Source organism: Moorena bouillonii PNG, from assembly GCF_001942495.1.
GTDB classification, from domain to species: domain Bacteria; phylum Cyanobacteriota; class Cyanobacteriia; order Cyanobacteriales; family Coleofasciculaceae; genus Moorena; species Moorena bouillonii.
In genome coordinates this window covers 312,533-324,567 of record NZ_MKZS01000001.1, presented here as the reverse complement: position 1 = coordinate 324,567, position 12,035 = coordinate 312,533, and the positions used below count along the sequence as shown (strand labels likewise).

Genomic DNA, 12,035 nt, shown 5'->3' with positions numbered 1-12,035 from the left:
AATAGCTGATTGGGAAATTATCAGCAAATTTAACAGCAAATTTAACAGCAAATTTAAACCTTTGGGGTTTTGTAGCTAGATCTTAAAAATTTCAAGTTAGTAGGGGAGCCTAAATGAAGATTATGTAAAGTTTTGTCAATAATGTCAATTTGGCAGGACAACCCTGTTTCTTTGTGCCATGGTGGTAGGTTAGCTGCGGTTGTCTGTATTTAGCTATATCTCAGGTTTGTATCTACTGTATCTACCTAGACACCGAGCAGGGACACTGTCAAATTTTAACATCCTCCTATGTTGTCTGACTTTTGCTTGTTTATCCGCCATGCTCGTATTCTATTGCCCTCTGGTGAATTTTTACTGGGGGATATCCACACCTGCGGTCGAAGGATTGTTCAGGTTGCCCCAGACATCCCAGTGCCAACGGACGTTACGGCATATAAAGAAATAGACGCTACTGGCTTAACTTTGTTGCCAGGGGTAATTGATCCCCAAGTCCATTTTCGGGAACCAGGTCTAGAACATAAGGAAGACTTATTTACTGCCAGTTGTGCCTGTGCCAAGGGTGGAGTGACGTCCTTTTTAGAGATGCCGAATACTCGTCCTCCGACGACAACCCAAGCCCCACTGGATGACAAGCTCAAGCGAGCGGCAGATAAGTGTTTAGTTAATTATGGCTTTTTTATCGGTGCAACACCAGCAAATCAGCCAGATTTGCACAATGCCCAGCCGACTTGTGGGATTAAGATATTCATGGGTTCAGCTCATGGTGCACTATTGGTAGATCATGAAGCAGTGATAGAACCAATTTTTGCTGAAGGTTTTAGCGGAGGTTCTCGGAAGTACAATCGCTTAATTGCAGTACACGCGGAAGACCAAGCTAGAATTAATCAGCGACGTAAGGAATTTGCTGGAATTACTGACCCTGCTGTTCACTCTAAGATTCAGGACAATCAAGCTGCTCTTAATGCCACCAAGTTAGCCCTGAAGTTGTCTAAAAAATATCAGCGGCGGTTGCATATATTGCACCTATCCACCGCTGAAGAAGCTGAATTGCTTAGGGAAGACAAACCTAGCTGGGTGACGGCGGAAGTGACTCCCCAGCACTTATTACTAAATACCGATGCCTATGCAGAGATTGGTACCCTGGCACAGATGAATCCGCCGTTGCGCTCCTCCCACGACAACGAAGTTCTTTGGCAAGCTCTACTCGATGGCGTGATCGATTTTATCGCTACAGACCATGCTCCTCACACCTTGGAGGAAAAAGCTAAAGGGTACCCCCACACTCCTTCGGGAATGCCTGGAGTAGAAACATCTCTACCACTGATGCTTACTCAAGCCATAGAGGGACGGTGTAGTGTGCCTCAAGTATCTCACTGGATGTCTACAGCAGTTGCTAAGGCCTATGGAATTCCTAACAAAGGTGCGATCGCTCCTGGCTATGATGCGGATTTGGTACTGGTAGATTTGGAAACTTACCACCCAGTGTTACGGGAAGAACTTTTAACAAAATGCGGATGGAGTCCTTTTGAAGGTTGGAAATTAACCGGATGGCCAGTGATGACCATTGTTGGAGGTCAAGTAGTCTACGACAGAGGAAAATTGAACACAGACGTGCGAGGTGAAGCTTTAACTTTTACTAGTTAGGATTTAACCTACTCTACACTGGAGGCCAAGGGCGAACAACCAGATAACCTATCCAACAGCCAAGTTAAATCAAACTTACCGTTACAAGTGAATTGAGCCTGACGTCCACCTTCCTGGGAATAGGTTAGTCTTAGATGTAGATAACTGGATGGCAAATAGTGTAGGCGCTCAGCCCACTCGATGGCCACAATTCCCGGAGCAACCTCAATTGCCTCCCAGTAGTTTTCTGGGTTTAATGACTCTACTTCTGAGGTGGATAAGCGGTACAAATCGAGGTGATACAGGGGGATACGTCCCTCTGTATACTCATTGATCAGAGTAAAGGTGGGACTGACAATGGCATCAGTTATGCCTAGTCCCTCACCAATACCCTGAACTAGGGTTGTTTTGCCAGCCCCTAAGTCTCCCTCCAGCAAAATGATGCTACTAGCTGGCAGAGATTTACCCAATTCCACACCTAGCGATCGCGTTGCTTGAGTATCAGCTAGAAAAATTTTGGTCATTAGTTATTAGCAATAGAGTACCTCGAATAATGGTTATTCTGAGTTAATATCTCAGCTTTTATTTTCCTTTAAAAATTTTCCTCGCACTCACCTTATCTAAGCATGTGCTCGACTATACCATCGTAATAAAACCCGTGCCAGCCTTTCCGAATTGTGCCGCACTAAATGAGTTTCCTCATCTTCATACATTACATTGGTCACTACAATGCGACGCCCTAATTTAGAAGTTTCTTCTCGATCCAGAAACACTGGATGAGACTTAACTTGAGCATACTTAATTAGTGACCCAGCTGAGGGGTATTTTCGATTCACCAGTACCGCGTTAAATAGCCTTTTTCCACAGGCTTCATCAATAGTTTTGATATGGTCAGAGACACTATATCCATCAGTTTCTCCTGGCTGGGTCATGATATTACAAACGTAGATGCGGGGTATCAAGCGAGCTGCGATCGCATCGGTAATTTCTGGCACCAACAGATTGGGAATAATGCTGGTATAGAGGCTACCGGGTCCTATTATAATATAATCAGCTTGCTTAATTGCCTTGAGTGCTGCTGGTAAAGCAGGTGGATGTTCGGGAGTACAACCAATTTTTTTGATCACTCCCCGAGCCTCAGTAATATTAGACTCTCCTTCGATGCGACGTCCATCAGCTAATTCAGCCCAAAGGCTAACATCAGTTAGGGTAGCTGGCAAGACTCTTCCTCGCACTGCTAATACCTGAGAACTAGCAGCAACAGCTTGTTCTAGATCGCCAGTAATATCACTCATTGCGGTCAGGAAGAGGTTTCCAAAACTGTGACCGACTAAACCACTACCAGCTCGAAAACGGTATTCAAACAGTTCGGTTAACAACTTTTCTTGGTCTGCCAGTGCTGTTAAACAGTGACGAATATCCCCCGGTGGTAACACTCCAATTTCCCGTCGCAACCGTCCACTGGAACCCCCATCATCAGCTACCGTAACAATAGCAGTGATATTAGCACTATAAACCTTTAGTCCTCTAAGTAAACTAGAAAGACCAGTGCCACCCCCAATGACTACAATTTTCGGTCCCCGGTTTAACCGACGATGATCCATCAGCACATCAATCAGTTTTCGATCGTGGTCGGGTTTTAAAACTTCCGTAATTGATCCTACCGTCCGGGTTTGCCCCCAGAAGATGAAAACCAGACCCAAGATCAGCGCAATTGGACCAGAGACATGGTTAGGAATAATGGTTGTAATTTTCTCTAAAACTTGGGCTGTGAATTTAATGATGTAAAAAACTGGGGTCAGCTTTACCCAAATCGCTAATCCCAAACTTGTTAGCACTACACCACCAGCACTTAAAAGTATCCAACGCTTCACCAGTAATCCAGGGGCTAACCACTTAAACCAACGGTTGACCCGCTGAGGAATTCGACCTCTCGATTCATTTTGTAGGGTACGTAGAGCTCTTTTGAAAAGACTGATTGAGGACATAACTACACTGAGTATGGTAAGTACAAAAGCTGGATAGACATTGCTGGTCGAACTCCAGCACTTAACAAGGAGGCGATGCATGTAGTGAGGAACGGCTCAGGCTCCGGAAGTGCCTGTCAGATTGGTACTTTCTTTGCCTAATCAAACCTTCGTGTGAAAAGTGCGTGATTCACATAGCCGCTCACCCTTCAGGTATAGCGGTTTTCATTGATATTACTGATCAAGGTGCGCGCCTCCTAGGGCGCGAGGGATTGCTCGCGCCCTAGGGTCGCACCTCAATAGTGAATTCACCATGAAGCTGGTACTGATCACGACAGTTTCAGATAATTAGGCTAAGGTGTGATTAATACAATATCCGGTACCTAGACGTTATGATCAGAATTTGCTCGTGGATATGCGGAAAGTGGTGAGGTCGGTTGAGTTGCCATTTAGGGTATGAGAGTAGTGGCGTAACCCAAAAAAATACGGGGTGAAACAGAATAATCCCAAGTAGTCAGCTACCCCATACTTCTCTGATTTTCGTTAAGGTGTAGCTGGTCCGAGCTCTTGACTTAATGCTGTGCGCTAGCCTAGGTACTAGGGATGATAGCACTAACACCATTAACCTAATCTAGTGATTAGACTGGAAAGGGATTAACTGTAGTGAGCCAGATGGAAAAGCGAATTTTGGGAATTGACCCAGGACTAGCTACTTTAGGTTTTGGCGCAATTAGTTGCCAAACAACCCAAATTAGTAAGTTAGGAAAAACAGAAGGCTCCTTAGGAGTGCCAAAGCGTTCTAGCCAGTCACCAATACAGGCAACCCCTGAACCATTGCAGTTGATAGATTTTGGTATCATCCAAACCCCTGCCAAGACTGATTACGGCTCACGACTGTGTACGATTTACGAGGATTTACACACCCTGCTTGAACACTGCCAACCGGATCTGGTAGCGATTGAAAAACTTTTTTTCTACCGTATGAGTACTACGATCTCCGTAGCTCAGGCACGGGGTGTTGTGGTATTAGTAACAGCACAACATGGAGTTCCAATGGTAGAGTTTACACCGGGTCAGATTAAGCAGGCAATGACCGGATATGGTAATGCCGATAAATATGACGTTCAGCAGGCTGTTATGCGGGAGTTAAATTTAGACACCATCCCCAAACCAGATGATTTAGCAGATGCCTTGGCAGTCGCATTGACCGCCTGGTTTCATATGTCTTGAACACTTTACTATATCTGTGAACTCTATTTGTGAACTCTATTTGTGAACTTTATTTGTGAACTCTATTTGTGAACTCTATCTGTAAATTATATTTGTGAACTCTATCTGTAAATTATATCTGTAAATTATATCTGTAAATTATATAGCAATACTAAATCAGTTTTAAAATTTGCAAACTATTTAATCCTTGCTGGGCAAGGGTTATAGCGATTAAGCGATCGCGCAGCGTGGCCTACGGCCACAGCCGACGCGATCGCGTTCGATCAGGGCACTATATTTTTGAAATCATTTAGAACTGCTATATCTGTGAACTATATCTGTGAACTATATCTGTGAACTATACCGATAGCAAAGCAATAAACTTAATCATATTTATATATGTAATATTAAAAACCAGTGTCAGCTTTCGGTGTTGCCAGTTTGACCTGAATTTTCTCTAGGTAATAAGTTAAATTAACCCATGACAAGCAACGGTGTATTCAACCCTTGAGCAAAAATATCGACGTCTTCGCCAAGAGCTGATTGCCGGTGCGATCACTCTCGGGGGTGTATTTCTGATTGGAACTCTGTGGTATCGGGTGGTTGAAGGCTGGGGCTGGTTGGATTCAGCCTACATGACGGTAATCACGCTTTCGACAGTGGGCTATCAAGAAGTACGGCCGATGGGAGATCGGGCAAGACTATTCAGCATTTCTCTGATTTTTATGGGCATTATTAGTATCGGTTACATTGTTAACCGGTTTACAGAAGCCCTAATTCAAGGCTACTTTCAAGATGGAATTCGCATGAGGCAACAGAAGCGCTTGCTAGATAGTTTGACGAAACACTACATTTTGTGTGGGTTTGGACGGACTGGGCGTCAGATTGCTGTAGAATTTAAGGCTGAGGGAATCCCATTTGTGACAATTGACTCCCGATTGGAACAGGTTCAAGCTGTCCAGGATATGGGTTGTATTTCTGTACACGGAGATGCCACCTTGGATGAAACTCTGCTAAATGTGGGGATTGAACGGGCAATTTGTCTGGTGGCTGCCCTGCCCTCAGATGCCGAAAATCTCTATATTATCTTGTCTGCCAAAACCCTCAATCCCCGAATTCGAGCCATCGCTCGTGCTAGCTCTGAAGAAGCTGTTCAAAAATTGCAGCGAGCTGGTGCAGATGCTGTAGTTTCTCCCTACATCACTGGTGGTAGACGCTTGGCAGCTGCAGCCCTTAGACCCCAAGTCATGGATTTTGTGGATGGGATTCTAACCGGAACTGATAGCTCTTTTTATATGGAAGAGTTTCTGCTAGACCCCGAAACCTGTCCTTGCGTGGGCAAAACCCTCAGGGAAGCCCGACTGCGATCGCAAACTGGTGCTATGGTCCTAGCAATTCGCCGGGATTCCGGTCGTCTGATTGCTGGACCAGACGGTGACACTAAACTCATGTCACGAGACCTACTGATTTGTATGGGCACAGCTGATCAATTGCGTGAGCTAAACCAGATTCTCGGTCCAATCCGTTCGAACTTGCTACGACTGCCCAAGCCCAAATAGATCTTGGGCTTAGAAAGTCAGTATGCAGAATGTAGAATGTAGAATTTAGAATGCAGAATGTAGAATGAATGTATAATTCTCAATTCTCAATTCTTAATTCTCAATTCTCAATTCTTAATTCTTAATTTTTAATTTTTAATTCTTAATTCTAATTTGATCTAATTAAGTTTCAAGGTATTAACGGGCACTTCATCCCAAGACTTAACTGTGCGTAATCGGGCAACCCAACCCGCTGCTTTTTGCTGATCAGTCAAGTTATTCTGAAACGACTCGTGGCAATCCCTCGCCTGCTCTTCGTTGCAAGTAGCAATACAAGAGTAGAGAAGACCGGATGGATCAATCTGCTCGTTTACCCAAATAGTCATTAGTGATTATTTTAATATAAACCGATATGTAAATTACCCTATGTCATTTTTGCCGTTCACCTGCAACTAGATGTTTAGGGTCGCAGCTGTATATAGGTTGTAGTATAGCATTTGACCTACATTAGTGAGTCTAATTCGGATTAGTATACTCAGCTAGCTGATTGAGAGCCGTCCCAGTCACTCGACAAATTCTCCAGTCTGGCAATACTGCTGCTCCCATACGTTTATAAAATGCGATGGCAGGTTCATTCCAATCCAGCACACTCCATTCTAAACGCCCATAGCCACGCTCCACTGCTAGCTGAGCCAGGTAGCTGAGTATAGCTTTACCGATGCCTTGGCGGCGATATTCCGGTAGCACAAATAAATCTTCTAGATAAATTCCTGGCTTAGTTAGAAATGTGGAATAGTTGTTAAAAAACAGTGCAAATCCCACTCCTTGACCAGCCTGCTCAACGATAATCGCCTCTACATAGGGTTTAGCGCCAAACAGGTGTTCTTTCAGGTGATCAGCATTGCCAGTGACAGCGTCGGAGAGTTTTTCATACTCTGCTAGAGCCTTAATCAAATTAAACAGAATCGCTACATCAGCTTCTGTAGCTGGTCTTAAGGTAAAGTTACCCATAGTGCTGGCAAAGGGACAATCAAAAAGACAATTTGATTAATTATCATATACCTTCTTGGGTAATGGGTAACTAATTAACTGGAATTACCTGATTTCGACATAACCTTTATCGTAAGCATATGCGCTACGCGCAGGCTACGCCAACAGCCGTCAGCCGTCAGCCGTCAGCTTATTTTATTCATCAGCCGTCAGTTTATTTTATTCAAAAGCTGTTCGGTGTAGCTTTGGTTATGGGCATAAACTGTTCCGGTAGCGTGGCTACAGCGCTGATAGCTGATAGCTGATAGCTTACCCTTTATCCAGGAGTCACGAGCTGACCTAAGATCTGTTGCACTAGTTCAACCAGTCTCTAAGCCGTCGAGCCACTTGGGGACGGCGTAGCTTACGCATGGCCTTGCTTTGAATCTGACGCACCCGTTCCCGAGAGAGATTGAACATGCCTCCTACTTCTTCTAGGGTGTAGGGTTCACTGCTGGCTAAACCATACCGTAAAGAAATCACATCTTTTTCCCGCTCAGTCAGGACATCACTCAGAACTTCCCAAATCTCCTGGCGCATCATGGATTCATTCATCTTATCTTCGGGCAACCGTAGATCATTGTCTTCGAGCAAATCCATCAGTTCTGTGTCTTCCCCTTTACCAACTCTGTGATTCAAAGAAAGGGAACGCCTACGCAATTCTAGTAACTGACGCAAATGGGAGGGGGAAATTTCTAGCGCTTGAGCAAGTTCTATTTCATTAGGATTGCGCTGCAGTTGTTGTTTCAGTTCCCGCTGAGCTTTTTTAAGTTTATTGAGCTTTTCTACAATGTGGATTGGTAGACGAATAGTTCGGGCATCATTGGCAATAGTACGAGTAATGGCTTGACGAATCCACCAATAAGCATAGGTAGAAAACTTGTAACCCTTATCTGGGTCAAACTTTTCTGCTGCTCGGTTTAAGCCCAACGCACCTTCTTGAATCAAATCTAGAAATGGTACACCCCGATTAATATATCGTTTAGCAATTGAAACCACTAAGCGCAAGTTCGAGCGAATCATCTTGCGTTTTGCCACACGACCACGATATAAATTCCCCTCCAACTGACGTTCTGTCATCTCGACCGCTGCAGCTACCTCAGCCTTGGTTGGTTTACGGTCTAATTTTTCCTGTAAGCTGTTCCGGAGTTGGTCGATTTCTACTAGGAACTTAACCCGACGGGCTAAATCTACTTCTTCGTCTGGCTTGAGCAATGGGTAACGAGCCATTTCCTTGAAGAATGCACCCACCGTGTCATCAGAGCCGCTTTTCCGGAAATTATGGGAAGTAGAGACCACTAGTTCATCGTCTTCGGTGAATTCGACGGCTACACGCTGTAAATCAGTTTCCTCTGGCTCAATGTGATCACTAACAAAAAAATCTTTCTCTTCCGTAGAAGGCATTGTATGAGTCTGGTTTAATTCTGTAATATTCATAGGGATGTGTGAGTTGCAAGTGTATTTTAAGTTTGTTAAAACCGTTGCCCTGAGGGATTGAGGCTGTCTGTTGCTGAAAATTGGCCGTTAATGAGAAATCTGTTATCAAAAATGGGTGTTGTTGGTTTCACAAAGAACTTAATACTCTAGACAGAGTAGCTAAAACATGCTCCAAACCCTCAAATATCAGTGACCCAACCTGCTTCAAGTAGTTTATGTGTGATTGACGTGATTATAAATTAATGATTTTAAGCTTACCAGAAGCAGTTTGGCTAGTTGTATCTGTAATTACGAAATGTTTAATTACATAGATTTTAGTTACAGTAAGCGGGTGAAAGCAGGAGAGATAATTCTCTTTCCATTGCTTTTATTATTTATTTTGACTCTGGAAACAGGATCTCACATATTTTAGAATTTTCCTATCTATCAATAGTGATAGAATAGGAGCCTTCCCAAACCAAAGCTGCCCTATGTCTAATCCTCCTTTAGGTCTACTGTTAGCTGAACCTAGAGCACTTTACTTTTCTGGTGGTGGCCAAGAAAAGTGGGTTGAAGTCCTAGTAGATTGTCCAGGAGTTCAAGGTATATATACTTATCGTAATTCATTGGATGTATCAATCAATCCTGGAGATGTTCTGAGTGTGTCATTCGGGACTCAACAGCTAGGAGCGATCGCTATTCGGATTGTAGACTCTCCACCACCAGACTTACCACTGGAGAAAATTAAGGACGTAGAAGAGGTGATCAGTCCCGGTTTCTTTCCCAGTTCCTACTGCCAACTGTTAGAGCGGGTGGCTCAGTACTACTGCACCCCTCTAATCCAAGTGATTAGGTCTGCCTTACCTCCAGGACTGTTGGGGCGATCGCAGCGTCGAATTCGCCTCAATTCGTCGGTTTTGCCGAAAGAGGCTCATGTCTTTGTCAATAATTCAGCCGCAAGTCAGATTTTGGAGATTCTCCAGGCTAAACCCAATGGGGATTACAGCTGGCAATACCTCCAACGTCAGGTAAAGGGGGCTAAAGCAGGGTTACGTCACTTGCTCAAGCGAGGTTGGGTGGAAAGTTATCTGGAAGCTCCTAAGCCAACTCGTCCTAAGCTGAAGAAAGCTGTGACTCTGGTGGCTGATATCAATCGGTCTAATCTGACTCGACGGCAACGGGAAGTATTGGAGGTGCTACGCCGTCGTGGAGGAGATTTGTGGTTGAGTGAACTATCACAAATTTGTAATGTTAGTTCGTCAACTATAAATTCTTTGGAAGATAAGGGATATGTGGTGATTGAGCCTAGGGAAGTATTGCGCAGTGCGACTTCACCAACCATGGCTACAGATGCCCCCAAAAACTTGACAAATGCCCAATCCCATGCATTAGACCTGATTAATAATCTCGATGGCTTTGCCCAAGTGCTGTTGCATGGGGTGACTGGGTCTGGGAAAACTGAGGTCTATCTACAAGCGATCGCACCAATCCTAGCGCAAGGGAAATCGGCTTTGGTGTTGGTGCCGGAAATTGGCTTAACTCCTCAAATTACTGACCGTTTCCGGGCTCGCTTTGGTGACAAAGTTCGGGTTTACCACAGTGCCTTGAATAAAGGGGAGCGCTATGATACCTGGCGACAGATGATCCCAGGTGAGCCACAAGTGGTGATTGGCACTCGTTCTGCTGTTTTTGCCCCTTTGCCCCAGTTGGGATTAATTGTTTTAGATGAAGAACACGATTCCAGCTTCAAGCAAGACCAACCCATTCCTACTTACCACGCTCGCACCGTTGCTCAGTGGCGAGCAGAATTAGAAAATTGTCCCCTTATTTTAGGTTCCGCTACTCCTTCGGTGGAAAGCTGGGTCAGTATTAAGGTGATGGGGGGAGCGAGAGATGGTGAGATTGATAGTGAAATTAATCCGCTTATTTCTTCAGCTCCTGAGGTTCAACCCTTTACCTGTTCACCTCCTCAGCATCCAGAACTTAACACTCATTACTTATCCCTACCGGAACGGATTCAATCCAGACCCCTGCCACCGGTGGAAATTGTGGATATGAGGCAGGAGTTAAAAGCTGGGAATCGGTCGATTTTTAGCCGTTCTCTCCAAGACAGCTTGAGACGACTAAAGGAACAAGAGAAACAGGGGATTTTATTTATCCCCCGCAGGGGACACAGTACGTTTGTGTCTTGTCGTAGTTGTGGTCATGTGGTGGAGTGCCCTAACTGTGATGTTTCCTTGTCCTATCACTATACTCATGAAGGCGCTACTCAAGTATTGCGGTGCCACTATTGCAATTTCGGACAACTCCATCCCCGTAGTTGTCCAGAATGTAGTTCTCCCTACCTGAAATTTTTCGGTAGTGGTACTCAGCGGGTTGTTCAAGATTTGGCGAAGCTGTTTCCAGAGTTGCGAATTATCCGCTTTGATAGTGATACCACTCGTACCAAGAATTCTCATCGCACTTTGTTAACTCAATTCGCTAATCGGGAAGCTGACTTGTTGGTGGGGACCCAAATGCTGACCAAAGGATTAGATCTGGCTCAGGTGACACTGGTGGGAGTAGTAGCAGCAGATGGACTACTGTATTTGTCAGACTATAGAGCATCCGAGCGGGCATTCCAAACCTTAACTCAGGTAGCAGGTCGTGCCGGTCGTGGGGATGACCCTGGTCAGGTGATTATTCAAACTTATTCCCCAGACCATCCTGTGATTCAGGCTGTCAAAACTCATAATTATCAGTCGTTTATCTCGGACGAATTGGAACAACGGGCAGCACTGAACTATCCCCCTTATGGTGATTTGATTCTGTTGCGCATAAGTGGATTGGATCCTGTGGCGGTGGAGAAGGTAGCAGAGGATTTAGCGGACAGGTTAGATACTCCTGAAGCCGAATACGATATCCTAGGACCAGCACCAGCCAGTGTGATTCGGGTTGCTCGTCGCTATCGATGGCAGATTTTGCTTAAGTTTTCTCCTACTGTGCCCGCCAGGTTACTGAATTGGCGGGAATTGCAGGATATGTGTCCTCCAGATATTAGCTTGACTATTGATGTTAATCCGTTGAATATAAGTTGAAAATAGGTTGAAGGTTTAAAATAGGTTGAAGGTTTAAAACTGGTTGAAGGTTGAAAGTTAGGAGTTGAAAGTTGAAAGTTAAAAGTTGAAAGTTATAGGAGTCGAAGTAAAGGTTAAGACCCTGACTGACTGACAAAAGGCGGTCACTGTTTTGTCAAACTGTTTGTCAGATGGAT

Annotated in this window: 10 protein-coding genes; 5 read left to right on the top strand and 5 right to left on the bottom strand. The window is 44.6% G+C overall.

Going from position 1 to position 12,035, the window contains the following annotated elements:
• Positions 1-288 precede the first annotated feature (288 nt).
• A complete protein-coding gene (locus BJP37_RS01370) occupies positions 289-1,644 on the top strand; it encodes a dihydroorotase (protein ID WP_075895879.1) in 1,356 nt (451 codons plus the stop codon).
• Between the two features lie 8 nt (positions 1,645-1,652).
• On the opposite strand, the gene tsaE is transcribed toward BJP37_RS01370, so the two are convergent.
• Both tsaE and BJP37_RS01360 read right to left on the bottom strand, forming a co-directional pair.
• Positions 1,653-2,147, bottom strand: a complete 495-nt coding sequence (gene tsaE, locus BJP37_RS01365) for a tRNA (adenosine(37)-N6)-threonylcarbamoyltransferase complex ATPase subunit type 1 TsaE (RefSeq protein ID WP_075895877.1) — start codon at positions 2,145-2,147, stop codon at positions 1,653-1,655.
• Positions 2,148-2,243: 96 nt separating this feature from the next.
• A complete protein-coding gene (locus BJP37_RS01360) occupies positions 2,244-3,611 on the bottom strand; it encodes a gluconeogenesis factor YvcK family protein (RefSeq protein WP_075895875.1) in 1,368 nt (455 codons plus the stop codon).
• Between the two features lie 651 nt (positions 3,612-4,262).
• Between BJP37_RS01360 and ruvC the strand changes: the two genes are divergently transcribed.
• A complete protein-coding gene (gene ruvC / locus BJP37_RS01355; RefSeq protein WP_070390791.1) occupies positions 4,263-4,820 on the top strand; it encodes a crossover junction endodeoxyribonuclease RuvC in 558 nt (185 codons plus the stop codon).
• Between the two features lie 473 nt (positions 4,821-5,293).
• Positions 5,294-6,358 carry a potassium channel family protein gene (locus BJP37_RS01350; RefSeq protein WP_070390790.1) on the top strand — a complete coding sequence of 355 codons (1,065 nt, stop codon included), beginning with the start codon at positions 5,294-5,296 and terminating at the stop codon, positions 6,356-6,358.
• Positions 6,359-6,516: 158 nt separating this feature from the next.
• On the opposite strand, the gene BJP37_RS01345 is transcribed toward BJP37_RS01350, so the two are convergent.
• Positions 6,517-6,723: a glycogen debranching protein gene (locus BJP37_RS01345; protein WP_070390789.1), complete on the bottom strand. Its 207-nt coding sequence runs from the start codon at positions 6,721-6,723 to the stop codon at positions 6,517-6,519.
• A 130-nt stretch (positions 6,724-6,853) separates the two neighbouring features.
• Positions 6,854-7,348 (bottom strand): GNAT family N-acetyltransferase, encoded by a 495-nt coding sequence (locus BJP37_RS01340; RefSeq protein ID WP_075895873.1) that lies wholly within the window; start codon positions 7,346-7,348, stop codon positions 6,854-6,856.
• Positions 7,349-7,467: 119 nt separating this feature from the next.
• Between BJP37_RS01340 and BJP37_RS38170 the strand changes: the two genes are divergently transcribed.
• Entirely contained in the window at positions 7,468-7,632 is a 165-nt protein-coding gene (locus BJP37_RS38170; protein WP_158069346.1) for a hypothetical protein, read from the top strand.
• Positions 7,633-7,681: 49 nt separating this feature from the next.
• On the opposite strand, the gene BJP37_RS01335 is transcribed toward BJP37_RS38170, so the two are convergent.
• Entirely contained in the window at positions 7,682-8,803 is a 1,122-nt protein-coding gene (locus BJP37_RS01335; protein WP_075895871.1) for an RNA polymerase sigma factor, RpoD/SigA family, read from the bottom strand.
• 470 nt (positions 8,804-9,273) lie between these two features.
• On the opposite strand from BJP37_RS01335, the gene priA reads away from it, so the two are divergent.
• The gene (priA, locus tag BJP37_RS01330) at positions 9,274-11,859 is read left to right on the top strand and encodes a primosomal protein N' (RefSeq protein WP_075895869.1); all 2,586 of its coding nucleotides are present in this window, start codon (positions 9,274-9,276) and stop codon (positions 11,857-11,859) included.
• Positions 11,860-12,035 lie beyond the last annotated feature (176 nt).

Bases quoted from the DNA above. Each gene is read 5' to 3' on its own strand.
- priA (WP_075895869.1), top strand. From the start codon at position 9,274: ATGTCTAATCCTCCTTTAGGTCTACTGTTAGCTGAACCTAGAGCACTT.
- BJP37_RS01340 (WP_075895873.1), bottom strand. From the start codon at position 7,348: ATGGGTAACTTTACCTTAAGACCAGCTACAGAAGCTGATGTAGCGATT.
- BJP37_RS01360 (WP_075895875.1), bottom strand. From the start codon at position 3,611: ATGTCCTCAATCAGTCTTTTCAAAAGAGCTCTACGTACCCTACAAAAT.
- tsaE (WP_075895877.1), bottom strand. From the start codon at position 2,147: ATGACCAAAATTTTTCTAGCTGATACTCAAGCAACGCGATCGCTAGGT.
- BJP37_RS01345 (WP_070390789.1), bottom strand. From the start codon at position 6,723: ATGACTATTTGGGTAAACGAGCAGATTGATCCATCCGGTCTTCTCTAC.
- ruvC (WP_070390791.1), top strand. From the start codon at position 4,263: ATGGAAAAGCGAATTTTGGGAATTGACCCAGGACTAGCTACTTTAGGT.
- BJP37_RS01335 (WP_075895871.1), bottom strand. From the start codon at position 8,803: ATGAATATTACAGAATTAAACCAGACTCATACAATGCCTTCTACGGAA.
- BJP37_RS01370 (WP_075895879.1), top strand. From the start codon at position 289: ATGTTGTCTGACTTTTGCTTGTTTATCCGCCATGCTCGTATTCTATTG.
- BJP37_RS38170 (WP_158069346.1), top strand. From the start codon at position 7,468: ATGCGCTACGCGCAGGCTACGCCAACAGCCGTCAGCCGTCAGCCGTCA.